The organism is Nocardia xishanensis NBRC 101358, from assembly GCF_001613365.1.
GTDB classification, from domain to species: Bacteria; Actinomycetota; Actinomycetes; order Mycobacteriales; family Mycobacteriaceae; genus Nocardia; species Nocardia xishanensis.
Map to the genome: position 1 here is coordinate 14734 of NZ_BDCF01000044.1, position 23876 is coordinate 38609.

Consider the following 23876-nt stretch of genomic DNA (forward strand, 5'->3'; position numbering starts at 1 on the left):
ATCATCTCCTCGCACGAGCGATGTTGTGCCGACACCACATTTCGAGCATCAGGGCTTTGAACGAAAAGGGCGAGCCTGCCCCGTCCGGGAAGTCGGCGACCGAAAGCCGCCGGGCGGCGGCTTCGGTGAGAATGCCGCGGCGCACCAGCTCGCCGCCGGGCAGCAGGTCGCCGTAGGCCCGCAGGAAGGCGGCGTGCCACGCGCGCAGCGGCGGCGAGAAGCTCTGCTTCGGCCGGTCGGCGATCGACGCGGGAAGGAGCGCGTAGGCCGCCTCCCTGAGCCGCTGTTTCGGCGGGTCGCGGTGATCCGGCCGCATCTTGCGCGCACCGACGACGGCCTCGACCAGGAGGTGGTCGACGAACGGCGCACGCAGTTCGACGGAGTTGGCCATGGCGAGCCGATCGCACTGGGCGATGCCGTTCTCGCGCAGATAGGTTCGGGTGATCAACCCGGTCAGGTCGATATCGGCCCGAGCGCCGGACGACTCGAACCCGGTCCGCGCCGCGCCGCGCATCGCCTCGCCGAAGTGGTCAGGGCCGACCCGCTCGGCCTCACGGAAGTCCGGATCCAGCTCGTAGAACACCGGTTTCCCGCGCGCTTCGCTCAGCGCGACGGCCTGCCGCACCCACGGGTAGCCCCAGAAGAGTTCGTCGGCGCCCTGGCCTTGCAGCATCACACGCACGCCCGCCTCGGCCGCCGCGCGCATGACCGCGTGGTAACAGACGCCCGCGAAGTCGGCGACCGGATCGTCCTGCGCCGCGACGACGGCGGGCAGATCCGCGGTGGCGCCGGCGGCGTCGATCTCGATCTCGTGGAACGGCATGCCGAGCGAGGTCGCCAGCTGTCGCGCGTCGCGCCGTTCGTCGTTGGCGGGCCTGCCCGCGTAGCCCACCGAGAAGGCCCGAACCGGCGCGGCGCAGAATTTGGCCGCGAGCGCCGCCACCACGCTCGAGTCGAGGCCGCCGCTGAGCGAAATGCCGAGCGGCTGATCGGTTCTGGTGACCAGCGGACCGAGTTCGGTGAGAATCTCGCCGACCAGCTCGGCGCACGAACCGTCGATCGGCTCCGCGTCCTCGAGACGCCAGTAGGGTCGTGACCGGACCCGCCACGGCTCGACGTCCACGGTCACCACGTGTCCGGCAGGCACTTTCCGCACGTCGCGCAGGATGCTGCGCGGCTCTGGGACGTATTCGAGGTGGAAGAAGTCGGCCACACCGTCCGGATCGAGTTCGACCGGCACGCCCGCGGCCGTCAGCGCTTTCGCTTCGGAGGCGAACAGCAGTCCGTCCGGTCGTTCCGTGTAGTAGAGCGGTTTCTCGCCCATCCGGTCGCGCGCCAGTATCAGCCTGCCCCTGCGCCGATCCCACAGGGCGAACGCGAACATGCCGCGCAGGTGATCGACGGCGTGCTCGCCGTGCTCCTCGTAAAGATGCAGGATCACTTCGCAATCGCCGTCGGTGGTGAAGACGTGGCCGCGCCGCCGCATTCCCGCACGCAGTTCGGCGAAGTTGTAGATCTCGGCGTTCGCGACCAGGACCAGCTCGCCGTCGGCACACGATCCGCTGGCGGCCGATCCGTTGGCGGCACTGCGCAGCGGCTGCACCGAGCCGGAGACGTCGATGACGGCCAACCGGGTGCAGCCGAGGGCGAGCGATGGGTCCGCGAACACCGCGGCGGCGTCCGGCCCGCGATGGCGCAACGCTCCGGTCATCCGCTCGACGAGATCGACACGCGACGGAAAGCCCGATCTGGCGACGTGGCCACTGATTCCACACACGGCCCGCTCCGTTCTTCCCACCCGCGGGTCTGTCGAATACTACCTGGCGGAATGGCGTGGAACGGCCGGATCGCGAGGACGAGTTCCGCTGTGAGACTGGGATTTTCGGTGCGGGTTTCGGTAGCGGTACGGCTGCCGGATCAGCCGAGGACCACCAGGTAGCACAGGGCGAGGATGCCGAGGGAGACCAGGGCGGCCGACAGGGCCAGGATCTTGACGACTCTGGCGTGCTGCATCTCGACGCGCAGCAGCAGCGCGTGCTGGAGGTAGCGGATGCGATCGTGTTCGGCGTCCGCTCGCCCGCGGACGTCGGCGATGTCGGCGAGCAGGTCGCGGATCGCGCTGTCCAGATCCCCGGTGCGCCGGCCGTGCTCGGCCCGCAGGCGGCGTCCGGCGCGGATGAGGTCGCGCTGGGTGTCGCGCACCCGGGTGACGGCGTCCTCCACGGCGTCCATCCGGACCAACGCGGCGCGCAGGTCGCGGATCTCGAGCGGCCGGTCGCTGCCGTCGACGGTGGTGTCCATGTCGCGAGCCAACGTGTCCGATTCCGCCCGCGCGTGCCCGAGCACCGCCTCGGCGGCCTCGGTCAGCGAGCGCAACAGGGCGTAGAGCACGCCGTGCGGTGAACCGGCGAGCGCGGGCCTGCGACCCATCTCCGTGACGGCGCGATCGAACGGCGCGAACGGTTCCGCGGAGTACGCGGTGACCACGAAATCGCCGCCCAGCGCGAACACGACCGTCTCGCGCCGCACGGCGCCGCCGCGCAGGTAGGTCGCCATGACCGGGAGATAGACGAAATCGCCTGTCTCCCAGATGCTGTCGTGGGGGCGCGAGAAATCGATGCCGAGGCGTTCGCACAACACCGCCGCGGTGTCCTCGTCCGACGCCGTCAGCGGAATCCAATGCAGGCCGAGCACCTCGGTGTCGAAGCGGTCGGTGGGCGTGCTGACCGCGCTGGTCATCTCGGACTCCGAGTCGGCGTTCCGATGGTCGTATCCGGCATCCGCCGCTCACCCCGCTTCACTCGTCAGGCTGCTGTGTGGCGCGATACGCGCCACCGTCCATTAGTAACGGGCGTCTCGGGCCGCGTCAATCGAGGGGGATGTGCGGTTCCCCACGCTTGTCTTCGCGTATCCGCCCGGCCCGCAGCGGATTCCGAGTCACCGTATCCTCGAGGGGTGGAATCCGAGACGTTCGACGCGGTCGATCTCGGGCTGCTGCACGCGCTGCAGGTCGACGGGCGAGCGCCGTTCAGCAGGATCGCGCGGGTGCTGTCGGTCTCCGATCGCACCGTGGCGCGGCGGTTCGCGCGACTGGCCGCGACGGGCGCGGTGCGTGTCACCGGCGTGACCGACAGCGGACGTATCGGCGGCGCGGAATGGGTGGTACGGCTCAGGATCCGGCCGCACCGGGCGGACGAGCTGGCACGAGCGCTGGCCGCCCGGCCGGACACCGCGTGGGTGACGGTGCTGTCCAGCGGCGCCGAGATCGTCTGCGTCTTCCGTACGGCGGCCGCCGAATCCGCACCGCTGTCCGCACTGGCCAGGCATTCCGACATCCTCGGCGTCGACGCCCAGCGAATGGTCCGCCATCTCACGCGCCGGCGCTGGCGTGGCCGCACCTCCGCGCTCGACGACGACCAGGTGGCCGCGCTGCGGCCGGCACAGCCGGTTGCGACCGTTCCGGTCGCCCTCGGCGATCTGGACCGGCGCATGCTGCCCCGGTTGGCCGCCGACGGACGCATCGGCTATCCGAATCTGGCCGGTGCGCTCGGCTGGTCGGAGTCCGCGGTGCGCCGCAGGCTGGACGAGCTGCGGCGGGCGGGCGTGCTCGGCTTCGACGTCGAAGTGGACGCCGCGCTGCTCGGCTACTCCTTCCAGTGCGTGCTGTGGCTGACCGTGGCGCCGCAGCATCTCGCGGCCGTCGGCGCGGCGCTGATCGAGGACCCCGAGATCGCGTTCGCGGGCGCGATCACCGGACCGCACAACATCATCGCCGTGGCGGTCTGTCGTGACGCCGACGCGGTGTTCGACTACGTCGTCGACCGGGTTGGCGCGCTGCCCGGCGTGACGCGCCTGGACACCGCGGCGGTCACCCGCTATGCCAAGCGCGCGGCGCCCGCGCTCATCCCGCGGTGAAGAACAGACCCGCTCCGTGGGCGTCGCGGCCGGAGACGAAGAATCCGCCCCGCACGTCACGGGTGGAGATGCCGCCGCGCTCGACCACCCCGCGCGCTTCGGCGAGGTCGGCCACACGGATCGTCATGGCGGCGAGATACGAAGGGGCCGGGACGGGTTCGCCGGGCAGCACCGCGGCGACATCGGCTGTGCGCAGCAGTTCCAGGCGCACGTCCTTGTGTTCGAGAACGGACAGCGGTCCGTCGGCCGTCCATTCGGCCCCGAGCAGATCGGCGTACCGCCGCGCGATCCCGTCGTATTCGTCGTCGGCCGCCACGATCAGCACCGCGGCGATACCGCGCGCGCCGTTTCGATGCGTGAGATAGCGGGGCTGGTGCACGTATTCGCGCGTGAGGTGTTGCGCGAGACCGATATAGCCCTCCGGCGTGGTGCGCGGATCCAGGTGCACGGCGCGCGCCAGGACCGTGCGCGGGCCGTCGGCGGTGTCGACGTCGCGCTCGAGATCGAGCACGCCGGACGGCCGCATCCCCAGGGCCACGAGCCGGTCGTCCGTGGCCGCCGCGTCGTCGGTGTCGAGGTTGAGAATGCGGAATCCCTCGTACCGATCGGCCATCGCCTTGGTATGCCACGGGTCGGGCGCGGACTCGTCGACGATGCCGAGCAGTTCGATATAGGACCCGCCGAACAGGGCGCACAGATTCGCGGTGCAACCCGGCTGCGGCGGCTCACCGGGCCGCGCGCTCAGCAGGTGCCGCGAGCGCGGGCTGAGGGTGAAACCCATGGCGCGATAGACGCTTTCGAGCGCATCGAGATCGCGGGTGAGGATACCGGCGTGGTGCACGGCGGTGATGTTGTCGGCCATGGTCCCAGCCTGCGGGGCGATGCCGCCGAACACCCGTCACCGGACGCCGCGCGCCGGATTCCGGCGCGGACACGGCGGAGCCGGACGGATTCCGACGCGTCGCCGGCGCGAGTCAGCGATCCGGATCGAGCGCCGCGCGCAGTTCCTCGCCGCACGCGGTGGCGCCGTCGAGCAACTCCGCCTCGGCGATCAGCAGCCTGCCGGTGACCAGATCCAGCGCGAGACGCAGCACCTCGCGCTCGGTCGGCGCCACCACTTCAGCAAACTTCATCGGCGGCGGGTCGGGCGACCGGACCACGACCCGGCCTAAGGTGGCCGAATGGACATCCCCGCGGACGCCGACTCCGCGTCCCTGCGCTTGGCCCGGCCCTTTCTGAACCGACGCGTCGCACTGCGTTTCGATCGCCCGCTCGGTAGCAGGCATCCTCGATGCGGGTTCGTCTACGAGGTGAACTACGGCTACGTCCCCGGCACCCTCGCACCGGACGGCGCCGAACTCGACGCCTACTACCTCGGCGCCGACGAACCGCTGGAGCACGCCGAGGGCCGCTGCGTCGCCATCGTCCATCGATTCGACGACGACGATGACAAACTCGTGGTCATCGCCGACGGCGCGACACCGCCCGGCGACGACACGATCCTCGCGGCAGTCGCCTTCCAGGAGACGCCGGGCGCGCACACGATCATCCGCTCCTGAGCACTGAAACGCTCGACTCCGTCCGGCATCTCGCGCCGTGTGGGCGTTGTATGGGCCGACGGATCACGCGATGCCGCAGACGGCTCGTGACCGGCGAACACGGAGTCGCCGAGCACGGCGTCAGCCGCTCGCAACCCTCTCGTGCGCCGGCAACGGCCACCGGTTCGCGTCGGCGCGCGGCGTCACGCCGTGCAGCGTGATCGATTGGGCCCGATAGTGATTCGCTGTCAACGCGGCGGGATACAGCGCCTGGGCCTCGGCCAGCCAGCCGGTCGCCTCCTCGACCGCGAGAGCGGGTGGGAGCACCGGGTCCCGCCCGAGCACCTCGTCGGCGCAGCGCGGCTCGGCGATCACCGCCGCGGCGAGATGCTGGAGGCAACGGGCGATGCCGTGATCGTCGCGCAGCGCCCGATAAGCGGTCAGCGACAGCCGCCAGCACCGCAGCGCGCGGGTGCCCTCCCCGCGGGCCCACCAGACGTGGCCGAGGATCTCGTGCATGTGGGCGCGACCGCCCGGATCGCGGCCCTGCCTGGTCAGCGCCTCGGCCAGTTCCAGGCGATCCTGCGCGTCGTCGAGCAGACCCTGGCGCAGGAGCACCACACCCAGGTTGACGAGGGCGCAGACCTCACCAGGGATGTCCTCGCGCGGAAGCGACCACCAGACCCGATCCAGCCGTCGGCGCGCCCGCGCCAGCTGCGCGGCGGTGCTAGCCGACGGGTCGGCTCCCAGCGTTTCGAGTGCTTTCGCGTGCTCGTAACGCGCGGTCAGATCGGCGTAGCGGCCGCCGTCGCCGCCGCGGCGCGGCGGTTCGGCATCCGGATCAGCGCGCAGCCGAACCTGCGCGGCATGCGCGCCGAGTGCGTCCAGCTCGTTCAGCTGACACAGTTTTCCGGCCAGCTCGGCGTCGTGTCCGCCGGTGCGCGCGTGCCAGACGTCCAGGGCGTCGGCGATCCGGATCAGGCCGGGTATCGCGGTCATCGGCAGCCCGTCCCCGAAGGACGCGCACTCGATCACCAACCGCCGCAAGAACGACTCCTCGGCCTCGAACCAACCGCGCCCGGCAGCGGCGAAACGCGGTGTGCCGAGGCCGATCGCCCATCGCTCGGCGCGGTCGGCGTGATGCCGCACGAGCGCCGTCACCGCGGCTTTCCACCGCAGCCCGTCCCGCGCCTCGGCCGCGGAGGGGGCGCGGGGCGCCGCGACGACCCAGTACTGCTGCACACCGGCGCTCTTCACGAACCCTCGCTCCTGGAGCTCGGCGAGCAGCAGCGGCGCGGTGGTCGACGCGGGCGCGCCGTCGGACGGATCGCGCGACGGCGCGTCCAGAACAGCCGTGAGCACGGCCAGCAACGCGGCCGCGCTGTGTTCGCGCACCGGCAGCTCCCCCAGCACCGCCGCCTCCTCGTGGGTGGCGGCGAACAGCGTCGTCAGCGGCGGCGCTGCGACGTTCGGGCCGGCTCCGATCGGCGTCTCCGCGTCGTCGAACTCGCTGAGCAGCTCCAGTTCCCTTGTGGTGTGCGGGCTTTCGCGAAGTCTGCGCCGTTCGGCGGACAACCAGCGACCGACGAGGAACAGCACGGCGAGCAGCGCGACCACCAGCAGTCCCACCGAAAGCAGCACGCCGACGCCGCGTTCGAGGAAGAGGCTGGACACGATATTGATGACCAGCCCGAGGAGCACGGCGCCCGCCAACGCGCCACCGCCGAACCGGAAGCGCAGCAACGCCGGCGGAGGCGCGGCGACCCCGGGAGACGGCGGCGGCCCTTCGGTCATCGCAGCGCTCCCCCGGTCAGACCCGGCACGAGGAACCGGCGCCAGGTCGCCAGCAGCAACAGGACCGGGACGATCGCGAACACCAGCGATCCGGCGGCCAGCTGCGGCAGGTTCTCCTCGTATTGGCGGGCCTCACCCCACAGCAGCAGCGACCACGGGCTGACACCGGCGCCGCTGATCATCAAGCTGACGAAGAAGTCGTTCCACACCAGGATGAACTCCAGCACCGCCGCCGTGACCACGGCGCGACCGGCGCCGTCCCACAGCCGCCGCGCCACCGCGCCCGGTCTGGCCAACCCGTGCAGCGGGGCCGAACTCGGATTCTCCTCGGCCGCCCGCATCGCACCGCGCAGGATCAGCACGCTGACCGGCAGACCGGCGGCCCCGTGCACCAGCATCAGCGGATACTGCGTGCCGGACAGCCCCAAGGACTCGCTCACCTCGTCGATCGGCCCGAGATACATCTGAGCGGGCAGCACGGCGAGCACGATCAAGGCGGTGACGACGAGACGAACACGCCACGTGTCCGACGGCGTGACGGACAGCCACCGCGCGACGGGCAGCGCGGCCGACACCGCGAGCACGGTCGCGACCGTCGCCACCAGCGCGGTCAGCCCCAGCGTCGAGGGCAGCCCGGCCTGCCAGACACGGCCGATCGCGGGCAGGCCGAGCCCGTCCGGCCGCCGCATCGAGACAAATGCCAGCATCAGCAACGGCGCGACGGAGACCACGGCCATCAGCACCGCGAATCCGGTGGCGACCGGCCCGGCCCGCCGCGCGGCGTACGCTTCGTGCGCACTCGGGTGCGGCGGCAACCGCAGCTCGCGCGCGCCACCCGCCTGCCACAGCGCGAACGCGCAGACACCGACCAGGACCGCCAGCGGAATCGAGTAGGTCGCCACCCCGCCCGAGGTCCCCTCGGTGGTGAGCAGCCGCCACCAGCGCACGGTCGCGCTGTCACTGTCGTACTGGTAGGCCGAGGGGATGCCGATGAGGATGACGTCGAACACCCTGGCCGCCGCGACCACCGCGGCGATCCCGGCGATCAGCACCACCGGCTGCACCAGTTGCCGGGCGCGCCAGGCCATGACCGCGAACCGGAAGGGCCCGGTCGGCGCGTTGAGGTATCCCCAGCGCACCGGGTCCGTCTCGATCGCCCGCAGACCTGCGGAGAACATCCCGGTGAGGAACCCGAACCAGGTCCAGCAATAGGCCAGCACCGGCATCCACCGGTAGCCGGACTGGAACGTCGCGACGTCGCCCTCCGGCACCGCCGCCTCGAACATCACCCGGAAGGCGAGGCCGGAGACGAAGGCGGCGACGCCGAACGGCACGACCAGCGGTAACCACAACCACCGCACGTCGCGGCTCCACCACGCGGTGCACAGCGCCGCCGTCATGACGCCGAGTCCGGCCAGCACGAAGAGCAGCGTCCGGCGGTAGACGCCGAGCGCGTCCGCGTCCGCTTGCGCGACGAACACCAGCGGCCCCGCCAGCAAGAGACCGACGGCGACGACCTCCGCTACGACCCGCGGCTTACCATGCGCGAACATTCGGGCCACGATCATTGCCGCGACACCGGCGAGAAAGAGCAGCAGCGGTAGCCACACTCGCATGCCCGCACCGAGCATTGTCCAGCCCGAGGCGAGCAACAACAGCGCCGCCAGCGACCACGCGGTCGCCGCCCTGGCCCACTCCCATCCGCGCCAAGGATGGCGACCGCCGATCAGCGCGCCGCGCATGCGCCGGGTGGCGAGCTCGAGATGCAGTCCGTTGCTGGAGAATCCTGGCGTCGTCGTCATCGCCGCGCTCACCACCGGTCCAGGGCCGAGACGGCATCGTCGACGGCGGGACCGATGCGGGAGGGCTCGCCGTCGACGGCGATGAGGAACTCGGTCAGTATCCGCCACAAGCCGTTTCGGCCGCCGAGCGGTCCGATCCGATCGGACAGATCGAACACCGTCTCGTCACGCGGATCGGAGGCCGCCGTCTCGCGCAGCCGCTGGGCCGACGGACGCAGGAACGGCGAATAGGCGGCGTCGGTGTGCGCGTTCGGCGCGAGGAAACCGTGAAACCGGTTGATCCACGGCAACGGCGCCGAGGGAGCGGCGAGCGCGGCGAGCACTCGTCCCGCGCGATCGTCCGCCGAACGGGTCAGCACGAGGACGTCACCGCCGACGATGCGCGGGCGCGGCCCTTCCCGGCCGATACCGGGAAAGGCCGTCACGCCGACCACGTCGGCGGGTTTGCGGCCGGAATCCGCGACGGCCTTGCGCACGACCGGTTCGGCGAAATCGGGCGCGACCACCATCACCGCCCGCTTGCGCTCGAACACCTCCCGGACGGCGTCGGAGAACTGCATGGTCAGCGAGGTGCCGACCCCGCCCGCGAACGCCTCGCTGTTCGCCGCCCACGATCCGAGCAGGGCGAGAGCGCCGCGCACCGCGTCCATTTCCCAGGTCACCGCTGCGTCGCGCTGGGCGAGCGCCGCATACGTGTCCGGGTTCTGCGCGTAGAGCAGATTCTCGAACAGATCGGTCAGCGCCCACCCGTCCGCCGCGGCCAGCGCGAGCAACCGCTGATCCTTGCCCGCGAGGAACTCGATGCGGTCGAGCCAGTGGTCCAGTGTCCACAGCGCCGGGGTGCCGACCCCGGATTCGGCCGCCGACTGACGGTCGAACCAGACCATCGACTTGTCGGACGCTTTGAACGGCACGCCGTACGGGCGTCCGTCGTAGTACAGCAGGTCCGCCCACACGGGCGAATAGCTGGGCTGGTTCGCCTCGTCGAGCCACAGCGATTCCGGAACGTCGCGCAGCCTGCCGAGTTCGGCCAGGTCGCGGACCCAGCCCGCCTGCGGCAGCATGACCAGTTCCGGCGCCGACCGGCCGCCCGTCAACGCCGTCTCGATCTCGTCGCCGAGCGGGATCACGTCGACCGAGTGCGACAACCGCAGCGCGTCGAGCACGGTGCGGAACGCGACGAGCTCGGAACCGCTCCACGACACCGCGATCCGCACCGTGCCCGGCGTGCCGAGCACGCCCGCGCCGCAGCCCGCCAGCGGCGCGACCAGCGCCATCTGCACCAGCGCCCTACGGGTCAGCATGTTCCCCCGGATGTCGGTTTGCACGCGAGCACCCCAATTATCGACCGAGCCAGCGAATTTCGGCCGAACACCGCGAAATACACCGCGCCCCTGATTACTTGGGCATTCCCAGCGACACGACACGCCACGAAGAACCGCCCCGCCGCTCGACGATCGGAGCGGCGGGGCGGTGCGAAAAATCTACTGCCGGTAGTTCTCCGGCGGCTGCCACGGACGGCCGTGCGGGTCGTCCGTGCGGTGGGCCGGAGGGTGCGGGGCCTGCTCGGGAGCCGGCGACGACTCGCCGCCGGGCGGGATCACCTGCTGATGCGAAGAGGGTTCGTGCGGGCGCAGCTGCGGGGTCGGTGTGAGCCCCTCCACCGGCTGGCGCGCACTGGCCTCCGCGGCGCGCACGGCGCGTTCGATGGTGGGATCGGGCGCGGTGTCGAACCAGTCGGCGACGTCGGAATCGTCCTCCACCTTCACCGGAGCCGCTTCCTCTGCGGGCGGCTCGTAGCGGAACACGCCGTCCTCGCCCTGGGTGCCGAAGCTCTTGGCGAAGCCCTCCAGCGCCTTGCCGAAATCGCTCGGCACCAGCCACACCTTGTTCGCGTCGCCGCGCGCGACCATCGGCAGCGTCTGCATGTACTGGTAGGCAAGAAGTTCCGGCGTCGGCTTGCCGGATTTGATTGCGGCGAAGACCTTTTCGATGGCCTTCGCCTGACCCTGCGCTTGCAGGTAGGCGGCGGCGCGCTCACCCTGGGCGCGCAGGATGCGGCTCTGCCGTTCGCCTTCGGCGCTCAGGATAGCGGACTGTTTGGCGCCCTCGGCGGAGAGGATCTGCGCCTGCTTGGCGCCCTCGGCCGTCTTGATCTGCGACTCCCGCGTGCCCTCCGCGGTGAGGATCATGGCTCGCTTCTCGCGGTCGGCCTTCATCTGCTTTTCCATCGACTCCTGGATCGACGGCGGCGGATCGATGGCCTTGAGCTCCACCCGCGCCACGCGAAGGCCCCAGCGGCCGGTCGCCTCGTCGAGCACGCCGCGCAGCTGGCTGTTGATCTGGTCGCGGGAGGTCAGCGTCTCCTCCAGCGTCATGCCGCCGACCACGTTGCGCAGCGTGGTGACGGTGAGCTGCTCGACCGCGGCGATGTAGTTGCTGATCTCGTAGACCGCGGCCTGCGGGCTGGTGACCTGGAAATACACCACCGAGTCGATCTGCAGCGTCAGGTTGTCCTGGGTGATGACCGGCTGCGGCGGGAAGGACACCACCCGCTCGCGCAGGTCGACCTTGGCGCGGATCCGATCGGCGAACGGCACCAGGAACGTCAGCTGACCGGACACCGTCCGCGAGTACCGGCCGAGCCGTTCGATGACCGCCGCCTCGGCCTGCGGCACCAAGGCGATGGATTTGAACACCACCACCACGACCAGCAGGACGAGCACGGCGGCGACGATCAATACAGCCATTACGGCCCCTTCCAGACGACGGCCGTCGCGCCGTCGATCTTCATCACATACACGGTCACTCCCGGCTCGTACACCTCGTCCGGGTTCATCGGCCGGGCGGTCCACACTTCGCCGCCCAGTTTCACCCTGCCCGAATGGGCGGCCACTTCCTCCAACACCAGGGCCGATTTCCCCGGCAGCGCATCCACATTCGTCGGAATCGGCGGCGGCGTGCCGAACCGGCGGCGCAGCACAGGCCGCACCCCGAGCAACAGCACCGCGGTGATCACCGCGAAGACCACCGAGTCGGCCACCAGCGTGGTGTCCGCCACTGCGCTCACCCCGGCCGTGCCGAGGGCCGCGACGCCGATCATCAGCAGCGTGAGGTCCCCGGTGAGCATCTCTGCCGCCGCGAGCAGAATCCCCGCGACCAGCCAAGCTATTGCGGCCACGCACCTACTCTAACGGCGCTCTCGGCCGATGTCCGTCGAAAACCCAGCCCAGCGCGGCGCACGGCCGCCTGCCTCGCCGGCCAGCGGCCGAACACGTTGCGTCGCGCCCGCGAAATCCGCGCGCCACCGGGTAGTTTCGGGCGGGTGGGTACGCGCGACAGGTACGGCGACATCTTCGCCGGACACGAAAGGTCCAAGAAGACGCCCGCGCCGCGGGTCACCGCCGAACGCGACCTGGTGGTGGAGGACGCGGCAAGCGGATTCTGCGGCGCCGTGGTCGGATTCGACCGCAGCTACGACGGCGAGTTCGTGAAACTGGAGGACGCGCGCGGCGCGGTGCGGCTGTTCGCGCTGCGGGAGGCCGCGTTCCTGATCGACGGACGACCGGTCACCCTGGTGCGCCCCGCCGCAGCCGCGCCGAAGCAGCAGGCCAGGTCGGCGTCCGGTTCCACCCGCGTCGCGGGCCTGCGCGCCCGGGTGGCCAAGGCCAGCAGGATCTGGGTGGAGGGTGTGCACGACGCCGCCCTGGTCGAGCGGGTGTGGGGCCACGACCTGCGGGTCGAGGGCGTGGTGGTGGAGCACCTGGAGGGTCTGGACAATCTGGCCGAGCGGCTGACGGAGTTCGAGCCGGGGCCGGGCCGCCGGGTCGGCGTGCTGGTCGACCACCTGGTCACCGGCTCCAAGGAAACCCAGCTCACCACCGGCCTGGGCCCGCACGTGCTGGTGACCGGGCATCCCTATATCGATGTCTGGCAGGCCGTCCGGCCGGCCGCGCTGCGTATCGAGGCCTGGCCGCAGGTGCCGCGCGGCGAAGACTGGAAGACGGGGGTGTGCCGTCGCCTCGGCTGGGGGACCCCGCAGGACGGGTGGCGGAGGGTCTACGACGCCGTCGAGTCCTTCCGCGATCTGGAGGCCCCGCTGATCGGCGCTGTCGAACGCCTGATCGACTTCGTCACCGAACCGGACCGACCGGGAGACGCGGCGGGGCAAGGGCCGAGGTGACGCAGCCGGGGGCCGCCGGATTCGGGAGTGCGTGCAGCTCACGAGGGTTGATGCGCCGATGCCCACCGGTAGCCCGGAGCGTTTATGCTCGATGATTATGTGCTCTCCTAGTGCCACGCTGACGGTCTGGGCCGGCTCCTGGCTGGCCGGATGCAGCGCGCCCGACGATGTGCTGGAGGCGCTGCACGCCTGGGCGCCGCGGCACACCATCGCCGCGGGCGACCCGCTGACCGGCGGCCGCACCGACCTGCCCTGGTCCTCCCGCAGCACGTTGCCCGGCTCCGGTCTCATGGCGCTGCTCAAGGTGATTCGCGAGGCCATGACCCAGCCCGGCGCGCAGCTTCGCCTGGTGCTTCCCGTCCCCGGCGACGTGCGCGGGCTGCCGCCGGGCACCGTGTTCACCGCCGACGCGATGGACGCCGAGGAAGGCATGCTGGTCGGCGTGCCCGGCGCCGACGGCACCGGGCTGATCCCGCAATGGGCCGACGAGACCACCCTCCAGTGGACGCTCTACAGCACCCCTATCCCGCCCGCGTTCGGACCCGACATGTCGCTCGGCGAGGCCGAATACACCATGCGGGAAGCCGTCCGCGACGCGGCCGACGCGCTGATGAAACTGCACACCACCGCGGTCGGTTCCGTCGAATCCGATCCGCGCGAACTCATCGAGGCCGAACTGGCCGATTACGCCAGGCACGACTACCCGGACTCGATTCCGCTGCGCGCCAAGCGCATCCTGGACACCGCCGATCACGTGGCCGCGATTCTCACCGTGGCGCAACGTGAACCGGCCTCCGCCCCCACCTCCGCCAGCGCCATCGGCGCGCAGGAGACGTTGCTGCGCCCGCTGTGGGACGCGATCCGCGCGGCCAGGCTCGTCGCGGTACACGCCGCCGCGCGCGGCGAGCGCTAGGCGGCCACCGCCGCGAGCCGAACGTCGCGCGAATCAGACATCCTGACAGCCACTTTCGGAGTCTCACCTGCCGCATGAACAGGCGTTTCGGCGAGCCACGCACCGGCCGCCGAAAGTTTGTTAACGCATCGAAAGAGAACTCGTCGCGTTACTGCTAACGTGGGCGAGTTGTCGAGTTCTGGACGCTTGGGTCGGGATGTGCTCGGATCGACGGCGATCGCAGGCCCGGATCGCCTGTCCGACAAGGACTGTGCGGTGAATCTGGCGAACTACGGTGCAGCCCACCAGAGTTCCGGTCCTCGGCGCGGAGCTCATGTCCCTCGTCAGGAGTACCGTCTTTTGACCTCGTCACAGCCCGCGGTCACCGCGCCGCACGCCACCGCACCCGGAGTCTGCCCCGTTCAGCACGGATCCCCGATCGGCTCGGACGGCCCCCGAATCCCGCTGCACGGACCAGAGTTCGCCGCCGACCCGCACGGAGCCTATGACGGCATGCGTCGCCAATACGGTTCGGTGATCCCCATCGAGCTGGCGCCCGGCGTGCCCGCGACGCTGATCATCGGCTACAACACGGCGCTGCGCATCCTCAACGACCCGGATCACTTCCCCGCGGACCCGCGGACCTGGCAGAAGGACATCCCGGCCGACTGCCCCGTCAAACCGATGATGGAGTGGTACCCGAACGCGCTGCGCAACGCCGGCGCGGTGCACGCGCGCTACCGACAGGCCTACGTTGCCAGTATCGACGGAATCGACTTACACGCGCTCCACGCGACCGTCGAGAAGATCGCCATCCCGCTGATCAACTCCTTCTGCGAGGCGGGTTCGGCCGACCTGGTCACCCAGTACGCCTTCCCGCTCGTCTTCGAGGTCCTCAACCAGATGGTCGGCTGCTCGACCGAGCTCGGCCAGCGCGTGGCGACCGGCATGGCGATGCTCTTCGACACCGTCGAGGCGGCGCGCGGCATGGAGATGCTCAGCGCGGCGCTGATGGAACTGATCGCGCTGCGGCGCGCCGAGCCGGGCGACGACGTCACCTCGCGACTGGCGCACCACCCGGCCAAGCTGGACGACGAGGAAATGCTCTGCCAGCTGATCAGCTTCTACGGCGCGGGGATCGAACCGCAGCAGAACCTGATCACCAACACCCTGCTGCTGATGCTCACCGACGACCGGTTCGGCGGGCACGTCCTCGGCGGCAGCCTCTCGACCCGCGACGCGCTCGACGAGGTGCTGTTCAACGACCCGCCGATGGCGAACTTCTCCATCACCTACCCGCGCCAGCCGATCCTGATCGACAACACCTGGCTGCCCGCGCACCAGCCGGTCCTCATCAGCCTGGCCGCGTGCAACAACGACCCGGCCGTCAGCGGCGGCGACCGCACCGGCAACCGCTCGCATCTGGCGTGGGGCGCGGGTCCGCACGCGTGTCCGGCCCGCTCGGTGGCGTACCTGGTGGTGCAGGACGCGATCGACCAGCTGCTCGACGCGCTGCCCGAACTGGAGCTCGCCGTGCCCGCCGCCGGCTTGGGCTGGCGGCCAGGGCCGTTCCACCGCGCCATGGCGGCGCTTCCGGTCGTCTTTCCCCCGTCCCCTCCGTTGCATCTCGGGTAAAGGAGCCCACCGATGGAGTATGAACCGATAGTCCTCGACCTGACCGGCGCCGACATCCAGGGCGAGTCCGCGCGGATCCGCGAGCGCGGACCCGCCGCGCTCGTGGAACTGCCCGGCGGCGTGCCCGCGTGGTCGGTGACCGACGCGGCCGTGCTCAAGAGCCTGCTGGCCGATCCCAGGGTGTCCAAGGACGCGCGCCAGCACTGGTCGGCGTTCATCAACGGCGAGATCACCGAGGCGTGGCCGCTGCACCCCTGGGTCGCCGTGGACAACATGTTCACCGCCTACGGCGCCGACCACCGCCGCCTGCGCAAGCTCGTCGCCCCCGCGTTCACCCATCGGCGCAGCGCGGCGCTGCGGCCGCGCATCGAGGAGATCACCACGCAGCTGCTCGACGCCCTCGCCGCCACGCCGCCCGGCGAAACCGCCGACCTGCGTGAGGGTTTCGCCTACCCGGTGCCGATCCAGGTCATCACCGAGCTGCTGGGGGTGCCCGAGTTCCTCGGCCCCGGTCTGCGCAAGTGCGTGGACGGATTCTTCGACACCTCGCTGGGCCCGGAGGAAGGACAGGCCAACTACCTGGAGATGTACGGGCTCGTCAGCCAGCTCGTCGCGCACCGGAGGGACAACCCCGGCGACGACGTCACCAGCGTACTGATCGCCACCCGCGACGAGGACGGCTCGCAGCTGACCGAGAAGGAACTCGTCGACACACTGATGTTGGTGATCAACGCCGGGCACGAGACCACCGTCAACCTGCTCGACCAGGCCATCTTCGCGCTGCTCACGCACCAGAGCCAGCGCGCCGACGTGGTCGAGGGCCGGGTGCCGTGGTCGGACGTGGTCGAGGAGTCGCTGCGCCACGAGTCACCCGTCGCGCACCTGCCGCTGCGCTACGCGGTGGAGGACATCGAGATCGGCGATATCCGCATCCCGAAGGGCGAGGCGATCCTGGCGTCCTACGCCGCCGCGAGCCGCGACCCGAAGGTGCACGGGGAGACCACGAACGAGTTCGACGTGCACCGCGCGAACAAGGAGCACGTCGCCTTCGGCCACGGCGCCCACCACTGCATCGGCGCTCCCCTGGCCCGGCTGGAAGCCGAGATCGCGCTGCCCGCGATCTTCCAGCGGTTCCCGGACATGCGGCTGGCCGTCGACCCGTCGGAGCTGCTGCCGGTCGGCAGCTTCGTCTCCAACGGGCACCGCACGCTACCGGTGTATCTGCAAGCGCCGCGGTAGCTTTCACTCGCGCTCGGGTGGGGTCCGCCCTACCCGAGCACCCGCGCTTCGCACCGGCGCCGCCCGCCATCCCTGGCTTCGCAGCCCTTTCACACGCCTCGCACAGGTTCTGACCTCTGCGAGGCGTTGAAAGGGTCTGCGAGGCCAGACGTCGAAATGAGTTGCTGGGCTGCGTGTTCGCCGGTACCGAGCGCGGCGGCTGTCGTCAGTACTGCGACGGGTATTGCTGCGGATAGGGCTGCTGCTGATACTGCGGCGGGTACGGCTGCTGCGGATAGGGCGGCGGGTACTGCGGCTGCTGCGGATAGGGCGCGTGCTGATACTGCGGCTGCGCGTACGCCTGCTGGCCGTACTGCTGCTGGCCGTACTGCTGCTGGCCGTACTGCTGCTGCGGATACTGCGGCGGCGGCAACTGCTGCGGCGGCGGGGTTTCGGAGCTCTTCTTGCTGAAGTACCGAATCACCACGACGAGCACGGCGATCACCACGATCGCGAGGATGATCCACATGATGTACTCGTCGACGTCGCTATCAGCGCCGCCTCCACCGCTGCTCCCGCCGCCTCCGCGCCGGGCTTCATAGGAATCCAGCGCCGCCGTCCAGACGGTGCTTTCCGTCATCAGATCGGCATTGGCCAGCAGCTCGAGATACATCAAAGGGCCTCCCCGGCACGAGTTATGGTCGGTCCTCCTCCCGAAGACCGGCCCCGATGCTATCTCAGGCCATGGCACGCAACACAATCGGTGTGCGCAGCCGAAGAAGCTCCGAGCGCACTCGCGTGCAAGCAATTACAAGTGCGGGCCGAACACACCGCCGTGAAACAGCGGCCGGGGATCGAGCCTCAGGACCGACCGGGCCGTCCACCGCGGGCCGGTGCGCAACAGCCGACGGCGCACGGCTCGCCGTCACGAGTGCAACCGTACCCGGGCACCGCGCCCAACCGCCGCGGTTCGACGCCGCCGATGTGCTCGCCGACCAGCTCGACCACCAGGCGCGCGAAACGCGGATCGGTGCCCGGCGTGGCGGCGCGGGTGAACGCCATCCCGAGTTCGGCGGCCTTGGCCTCGGCTTCGTTGTCCAGATCCCAGATGACCTCGAGGTGGTCCGACACGAAACCGACGGGGCAGACCACCACCGACCGCACGCCCTTACCGGACAGCACCTCGAGGTGGTCCACGATGTCGGGCTCCAGCCAGGGCACCTGCGGCGGACCGGAACGCGACTGCCAGACCACGTCGTAGTCGTCGAATCCGGTTGCCGCGGCGCACAATCGGGCCGCCTCGGCGACCTGGCGGCGGTACAGCCCGCCGCCATCGGCGGGCGGACCCGCGGCGGCGTCGGCGGACACCGGAATGGAGTGGGCGGTGAACACGAGACGGACGTCGTCGCGGCGATCGGCTGGCAGTCCGGCCACCGCGGCGCGGATCGCATCGGCGAACGCCTCGATCAGCAGCGGGTGGTCGAAATACTGGCGCAGCTTCACCAGTTCCGGCGCGCCGTCGCCGAAAGCCCTTCGCGCCCTGGCGATGTCCTCGTTGTACTGCAAGCAGCCCGAGTAGCCTCCCCACGCCGAGGTGGGAAACACCAGGGCGGAGCGGACACCGTCGGCGGCCATCCGCGTGACGGTGTCCTCCACCATGGGATGCCAGTTGCGGTTGCCGAAATACACCGGCAGATCCATACCCGCGGCGGTGAGTTCGCGCTCCACCGCCGCGATGATGTCGCGGTTGAGCGCGTTGATCGGGGATACCCCGCCGAAGTGCAGGTAGTGCTGCGCGACCTCTTCGAGGCGTTCGCGCGGCACCCCGCGGCCCCGGGTGACGTTCTCCAGGAACGGCATCACGTCCTCGGGGCGCTCCGGGCCGCCGAAGGACAGCAGCAGCAGTGCGTCGACGGCCGGTGGCACGGCATCTCCTCCGTTACGAACTCAGTTGTCCGACCAGTTCTCCGGGAACCAGGTGTTGTGGCTGGCCCCGCCGTCGACGTAGATGATCGAGCCGGTGGTGCCTGGCAGCCAATCCGAGAGCAGCGCGACGATCGACTTGGCGACCACGGTCGGGTCGTCGACGTCCCAGCCGATCGGCGAGGCGCCGTCCCAGTAGGTGTTGAGCTGGTTCAGCTTCGCGGCGTCGTCGGTGGCGGTGCCCGCGATGGCCTTGGCGGCCAGCGTCTTGATCGGGCCCGCGGCGATCAGGTTGGAACGGATCTTCTTGGCGACGCCGACCTCGCGGGCGACGTAGCGGTTGACCGACTCCAGCGCCGCCTTTGCCACGCCCATCCAGTTGTAGTACGGCATCGCGGTGCGCGGGTCGAAGTCCATGCCGACGATGGATCCGCCCTCGTTCATGACGGGCAGCACCGCGCGGGCCAGCGAGGCGTAGCTCCACGCCGAGATCTCGAACGCCTTGGCGGCGTCGGGGCCCGGACCGTCCAGGAACGGGCGGGCCTCGGGACCCATCAGTGTGCGCGGCGCGAAGGCGATCGAGTGCAGCACGCCGTCGACACCCTCCGGCGCCAGCTCGCGCACCTTGTCGGCCAGCGCGGCCAGATCGTCTTCGTTGGTGACATCGAGCCCGATGGCGGGCGGGATCTCCTGCGGCAGCCGCTTGCCGATCCGGTCGATCAGCCGCAGCCGCTCCGGAATGCCGGTGATGATGACCTTCGCGCCCTGCTCCTGCGCGACCGCGGCCGCGTGGAACGCGATCGACGCGTCGGTGATGATGCCGGTGACCAGGATGGTCTTGCCTTCGAGCAGTCCGCCCATGAGTTCTCGGTTCTCCTGAAGTTGAAAGTCGAGTTGTCGCCCGTCGCGCGCGAGACATCGTCCCGCCGCGCGACGCCACGGTGTTCGGGGCAGCTCGCCCGGAACGAAAGTACTAGTGGCCCATGCCCATGCCGCCATCGACCGGGATGACCGCGCCGTTGATGTAGGAGGCGTCGTCGGAGGCGAGGAAGCTGATCGCGGCGGCGACCTCTTCCGGCTGGCCGGGACGGCCCGCGGGCACGCCGTACTTCAGGACCACTTCGCGCATCTCCTCGGTGACTTCCTCGCGCGTCATGTCGGTCTCGATGAAGCCGGGGGCGACCACGTTGGCGGTGATGTTGCGGGAACCGATTTCGCGGGTGATCGAGCGCGCCATGCCGATCAGGCCCGACTTGGAAGCCGCGTAGTTGACCTGGCCTGGACCGCCGCCGAGGCCGACCACCGAGCCGAGGAAGATGATCCGGCCGAACTTGGCCCGCAGCATCGCGCGGTTGGCGCGCTTGGCGCAGCGCCACGCGCCGGTCAGGTTGGCGTCGATGACGCGGGTGAACTGGTCTTCGCTCATCCGCATCAGCAGGGTGTTGTCGACGATGCCCGCGTTGGCCACGAGCACCTCGACGGTGCCCTGGTGGGCCTCCACCTCGGCGAACGCCGCGTCCACCGACGCGGTGTCGGTCACATCGCACTTCACGCCGAACAGTCCGTCCGGCGCCCCCGACCCGCGATGAGTGACCGCCACCTTGTGGCCGTCGGCGGCCAGACGCTGCGCGACCGCGAGTCCGATGCCACGGTTACCACCGGTCACCAGGACCGACCGGGATGTGATGTTCGACATAAGCATCAACCTATCTGTTCGGGTTCGTGCGCCGAGCCCCGGGCATCGCACCCTGTGCGATGCCACAGCGGCGCGGCGTTACGGCAGGCGTTGACGATAGAGCAATCCGGTCACGATGCCCGCGGCGACGACCAGCATGCCGAGCAGCAGCCACGGCCTGCTCGCGTCGCCGCGCGTCGTCTCGTACCCGATCTGCTCTTCGAGCGTGTCGTAGACGGCGGTGAGTTCCTCGAGGCTGGAGGCGGTGTAGAACTCGCCGCCGGACAGCTGGGCGATCTCGCGCAACGAGTCGTTGTCGACGGGCACCTTGACCCGCTGCGCGCCCTGCCCGTCCTGATCCGGGATCTCCACCGAACCCCATTCGGTGCCGAAGGAGATCGTCGACACCGGAATGCCCTTGCTCTTGGCCAGGCGGGCGGCGGTGAACGCGTGCCGCGGGTTGTCGACGTCCTTGTCGTCCGGGACGGTCTGCTTGCCGTCGGACATCAGCACGACGCGCGCGGGCGGCGGGGTCTCCGCTCCGCCGAGCACGGTGGCCAGGGTGTCGATGGACTGGAGTGCGGTCAGGATGCCTTCACCGGTCGCGGTGCGTTCGGCGAGCTTGATGTTGTCGATGGCGGCCTTGACCGACTCCCGGTTCGTCGTGGGCGACACCATCACCGAGGCGGTGCCCGCGAAGGTGACGAAACCGAGGTTGATGCCCTGGGTCAGGCCGTCGACGAACGCCTTGCCCGCTTCCTGCGCGACCTGGAGCCTGCTCGGCGGCACGTCGGTGGCTTCCATGGACAGCGAAACGTCCATCACCAGAACGACTGTCGCGCGGTTGCGCGGCACCTTCTTGACCGCCGTCGGACCGGCCGCGGCGACGGTCAGGAACATCAGGCCGACCAGCATCAGCGCGATCGGCACGTGCCGCATCGGACTCGGCCGCGCCGGCGCGACCTTCTCCAGCAGCTCCATATTGGTGAAGCGCAGCATCTGGCGGTGCCTGCTGCGCTGCACCAGCACGTAGCCGAGCGCGATCAATACGACGATCGCCAGGAAGCCGAGCCAGATCAGTGCGGTGAAATGCGAAATACTCACTGGCGCGGCACCCGCCCGGTCGGGGCGCCGAAGCTGTGACGCCGGGTGGACACGAACCGGACCACGTCGGCGATCCAGTCCCGATCGGTTCGCAGGGTCAGCACGGGCGCGCCGCAGCTGCGCAGCGCCTGCTCGACCTGCTCGCGGTGCCGCTGGGCGGCGGCCGCGAAATCACTACGGAGCGTTGGGGTCACGCTGAACTCGCGGGTGCGGCCGGTCTCCGGGTCGTGCAGCACGACATCGCCCACATCGGGCAGTTCCAGATCCCGGGGGTCGAGCACCTCGACCGCGAGCAGATCGTGGCGCGCGGAGATGGCGCGCAGCGAACGCTGCCAATCGATCTCGCCGAGGAAATCGCTGATGATCACCGCGAGACCGCGTTTGCGTTGCGGGCGGCGCAGCGACTCGATGGCGCCGCGCAGATCACCGCGCACGCCGTCGCGGGCGTGCGGCGTGGTGGCCACCCCGCGCAAGAGCGACTGGGCGTGAATTCGCCCGCTGCGTGCGGGAATTCGCACCAGTTGCTCACCGGTGGCGACGACCGCGCCGATCCGGTTGCCGCCGCCGCTGGTGAGGTGGGTGATCGCCGCGGCGGCCGCGATGGCCAGATCACGTTTCTGGCAGGCCGCCGTGCCGAAGTCGAGGCTGGCCGAGAGGTCGACGACCATCCAGGTCTCCAGCTCGCGATCGGCGATCATCTGCCGCACGTGCGGATGCGTGGTGCGCGCGGTGACGGACCAATCCATTTGGCGCACATCGTCACCCGGCTGGTACATCCGGGATTCGCCGGGTTCGGAGCCGGGGCCGGGGATGAGGCCGAGATGGTCGCCGTGCAGCACGCCGTCCAGGCGCCTGCGCACGGTGAGCTCCAGGGTTCTCAGCGCCGCCGAGAGCCGCGGGTCGGTCAGCTCTCCGGCCCGGAACGACGGCGGTGCGTGCGATGACGTGGTCACTCGGGAACCCTCGGGCGCGGCCGACGCGGCCGTCACTTGGTCTGGTGGTTGCCGGCGGCCGGAGCCATCTGCGGCTGGCTCTGCTGCGGCGGCTGCGGGATCTGCTGCTGGTGCGGCGGCTGGGGCGCACCCGGCGCGGGCGCGGCCTGACCGCCGGAGTTCACCGCCTGCGGCGCGACCTGCGGCAGGCCGACGGTCTGCAGCACCCGCTTGATCACGTCCTCCGGGCTGATCTCGTCGGCCAGCGCGTCGTAGGACAGCACGAGGCGGTGGCGCAGCACGTCCGGGATCACCTCGACCACGTCCTGCGGCACCACGTAGTCGCGGCCGCGGATCAACGCGACGGCGCGAGCCGCGGCGATGATGCCGAGGCTGGCGCGCGGCGAGGCGCCGTAGGCGATCCAGTTCGCCACGTCGGCCATGCCGAAGTCGAGCGGCTTGCGGGTCGCCGCGATCACCCTGACCACGTAGTCGACCAGCGCGTGGTGCACGAACGTGTTGGCCGCGACCTTCTGCAGCCGGATCAGGTCTTCCGGGCCGAGGATCTGCTTGGCCTCGGGCGGGGTGACGCCCATCCGGTAGATGATCTCGCGCTCCTCCTCGACCGAGGGGTAGTCGACGACGACCTTGAACAGGAAGCGGTCGCGCTGCGCCTCGGGCAGCGGGTACACGCCCTCGCTCTCGATCGGGTTCTGCGTCGCCATGACGAGGAACGGGTCCGGCATCGGGTAGGTCTTGCCGCCGATCGACACGTGCCGCTCGGCCATCACCTCGAGCAGCGCGGACTGCACCTTGGCCGGCGCGCGGTTGATCTCGTCGGCGAGCACGAAATTGGCCACGACGGGGCCGAGTTCGGTGTCGAACTCCTCGCGGCCCTGGCGGTAGATGCGGGTACCGATCAGGTCGGTCGGCACCAGGTCGGGGGTGAACTGGACGCGGGAGAACGAGCCGCCGACCACCTTGGCGAAGGTCTCCACCGCGAGGGTCTTGGCGATACCCGGCACGCCCTCGAGCAGCACGTGGCCGCGCGCGAGGACGCCGACGAGCAAGCGTTCGACGAGCCGATCCTGACCCACGATGACCCGCTTGACCTCGTAGATCGCCTTCTCCAGGGTCTGAACGTCACGCTCGAGGGTGCCCGACGCGGGCTCCGGCGCCTCTTTCGCCAGATCTGCCCCGCTCACACTGTCCGTCGAAGTCACCAACATCCCCGCTTTCGCCTTGGTCTTAGTGCGTGCTCGCCC

22 protein-coding genes are annotated in these 23876 nt (G+C 70.1%); 6 read left to right on the plus strand and 16 right to left on the minus strand.

Annotated features, from left to right (window positions below):
* Position 1: 1 nt before the first annotated feature.
* Complete coding sequence (asnB, locus tag NX1_RS26665) at positions 2-1798, minus strand: asparagine synthase (glutamine-hydrolyzing) (protein WP_307651506.1); 1797 nt, start codon at positions 1796-1798, stop codon at positions 2-4.
* Positions 1799-1917: 119 nt separating this feature from the next.
* Positions 1918-2739 (minus strand): CorA family divalent cation transporter, encoded by an 822-nt coding sequence (locus tag NX1_RS26670; protein WP_068064825.1) that lies wholly within the window; start codon positions 2737-2739, stop codon positions 1918-1920.
* Positions 2740-2955: 216 nt separating this feature from the next.
* Here NX1_RS26670 and NX1_RS26675 point away from each other — a divergent pair, with 216 nt between their 5' ends.
* The gene (locus NX1_RS26675) at positions 2956-3915 is read left to right on the plus strand and encodes an Lrp/AsnC family transcriptional regulator (protein WP_068064828.1); all 960 of its coding nucleotides are present in this window, start codon (positions 2956-2958) and stop codon (positions 3913-3915) included.
* On the opposite strand, the gene NX1_RS26680 is transcribed toward NX1_RS26675, so the two are convergent.
* Both NX1_RS26680 and NX1_RS36560 read right to left on the minus strand, forming a co-directional pair.
* Positions 3902-4777: a VOC family protein gene (locus NX1_RS26680; protein WP_068064831.1), complete on the minus strand. Its 876-nt coding sequence runs from the start codon at positions 4775-4777 to the stop codon at positions 3902-3904. The two genes, NX1_RS26675 and NX1_RS26680, sit on opposite strands and share 14 nt — an antisense overlap.
* A gap of 112 nt (positions 4778-4889) precedes the next feature.
* Entirely contained in the window at positions 4890-5048 is a 159-nt protein-coding gene (locus NX1_RS36560) for a hypothetical protein (RefSeq protein WP_157120091.1), read from the minus strand.
* Positions 5049-5096: 48 nt separating this feature from the next.
* Here NX1_RS36560 and NX1_RS26685 point away from each other — a divergent pair, with 48 nt between their 5' ends.
* Entirely contained in the window at positions 5097-5474 is a 378-nt protein-coding gene (locus tag NX1_RS26685) for an inorganic diphosphatase (RefSeq protein WP_068064835.1), read from the plus strand.
* 120 nt (positions 5475-5594) lie between these two features.
* On the opposite strand, the gene NX1_RS26690 is transcribed toward NX1_RS26685, so the two are convergent.
* The 5 genes from NX1_RS26690 to NX1_RS26710 all read right to left on the minus strand — a co-directional run bounded on the left by NX1_RS26690 (position 5595) and on the right by NX1_RS26710 (position 12230).
* On the minus strand, positions 5595-7247 hold the full coding sequence (locus NX1_RS26690) for a hypothetical protein (protein WP_068064838.1): 1653 nt from the start codon (positions 7245-7247) through the stop codon (positions 5595-5597).
* Entirely contained in the window at positions 7244-9049 is a 1806-nt protein-coding gene (locus tag NX1_RS26695) for an ABC transporter permease family protein (RefSeq protein ID WP_157120093.1), read from the minus strand. The genes NX1_RS26690 and NX1_RS26695 overlap by 4 nt, the downstream gene beginning before the upstream one ends.
* Positions 9050-9057: 8 nt before the next feature.
* Positions 9058-10377 (minus strand): ABC transporter substrate-binding protein, encoded by a 1320-nt coding sequence (locus NX1_RS26700; RefSeq protein ID WP_245668692.1) that lies wholly within the window; start codon positions 10375-10377, stop codon positions 9058-9060.
* Between the two features lie 156 nt (positions 10378-10533).
* Positions 10534-11799: an SPFH domain-containing protein gene (locus NX1_RS26705; RefSeq protein ID WP_068064844.1), complete on the minus strand. Its 1266-nt coding sequence runs from the start codon at positions 11797-11799 to the stop codon at positions 10534-10536.
* Positions 11799-12230 carry an NfeD family protein gene (locus NX1_RS26710; RefSeq protein WP_068064847.1) on the minus strand — a complete coding sequence of 144 codons (432 nt, stop codon included), beginning with the start codon at positions 12228-12230 and terminating at the stop codon, positions 11799-11801. The genes NX1_RS26705 and NX1_RS26710 overlap by 1 nt, the downstream gene beginning before the upstream one ends.
* Positions 12231-12374: 144 nt before the next feature.
* Between NX1_RS26710 and NX1_RS26715 the strand changes: the two genes are divergently transcribed.
* From NX1_RS26715 to NX1_RS26730, 4 genes are all read left to right on the plus strand, one after another.
* Positions 12375-13232 (plus strand): DUF3097 domain-containing protein, encoded by an 858-nt coding sequence (locus tag NX1_RS26715; RefSeq protein ID WP_068064850.1) that lies wholly within the window; start codon positions 12375-12377, stop codon positions 13230-13232.
* Between the two features lie 97 nt (positions 13233-13329).
* Complete coding sequence (locus NX1_RS26720; RefSeq protein ID WP_068064852.1) at positions 13330-14145, plus strand: Rv1486c family protein; 816 nt, start codon at positions 13330-13332, stop codon at positions 14143-14145.
* Between the two features lie 339 nt (positions 14146-14484).
* Complete coding sequence (locus NX1_RS26725) at positions 14485-15759, plus strand: cytochrome P450 (protein WP_068064955.1); 1275 nt, start codon at positions 14485-14487, stop codon at positions 15757-15759.
* 12 nt (positions 15760-15771) lie between these two features.
* Positions 15772-16998: a cytochrome P450 family protein gene (locus NX1_RS26730; RefSeq protein ID WP_068064855.1), complete on the plus strand. Its 1227-nt coding sequence runs from the start codon at positions 15772-15774 to the stop codon at positions 16996-16998.
* A gap of 205 nt (positions 16999-17203) precedes the next feature.
* On the opposite strand, the gene NX1_RS37275 is transcribed toward NX1_RS26730, so the two are convergent.
* The 7 genes from NX1_RS37275 to NX1_RS26765 form a co-directional block, all read right to left on the minus strand.
* Positions 17204-17650 (minus strand): hypothetical protein, encoded by a 447-nt coding sequence (locus NX1_RS37275; RefSeq protein ID WP_068064858.1) that lies wholly within the window; start codon positions 17648-17650, stop codon positions 17204-17206.
* A 188-nt stretch (positions 17651-17838) separates the two neighbouring features.
* Entirely contained in the window at positions 17839-18903 is a 1065-nt protein-coding gene (locus tag NX1_RS26740; protein WP_068064861.1) for a ferrochelatase, read from the minus strand.
* A 21-nt stretch (positions 18904-18924) separates the two neighbouring features.
* Complete coding sequence (inhA, locus tag NX1_RS26745; RefSeq protein WP_068064864.1) at positions 18925-19761, minus strand: NADH-dependent enoyl-ACP reductase InhA; 837 nt, start codon at positions 19759-19761, stop codon at positions 18925-18927.
* A 112-nt stretch (positions 19762-19873) separates the two neighbouring features.
* Entirely contained in the window at positions 19874-20596 is a 723-nt protein-coding gene (fabG1, locus tag NX1_RS26750) for a 3-oxoacyl-ACP reductase FabG1 (protein WP_068064867.1), read from the minus strand.
* A gap of 78 nt (positions 20597-20674) precedes the next feature.
* Positions 20675-21679, minus strand: a complete 1005-nt coding sequence (locus NX1_RS26755; RefSeq protein ID WP_068064870.1) for a VWA domain-containing protein — start codon at positions 21677-21679, stop codon at positions 20675-20677.
* Positions 21676-22632 (minus strand): DUF58 domain-containing protein, encoded by a 957-nt coding sequence (locus NX1_RS26760; RefSeq protein ID WP_157120095.1) that lies wholly within the window; start codon positions 22630-22632, stop codon positions 21676-21678. The genes NX1_RS26755 and NX1_RS26760 overlap by 4 nt, the downstream gene beginning before the upstream one ends.
* 32 nt (positions 22633-22664) lie before the next feature.
* Positions 22665-23840, minus strand: coding sequence for an AAA family ATPase (locus tag NX1_RS26765; RefSeq protein WP_174555528.1), 1176 nt, complete (start codon positions 23838-23840; stop codon positions 22665-22667).
* Positions 23841-23876 lie beyond the last annotated feature (36 nt).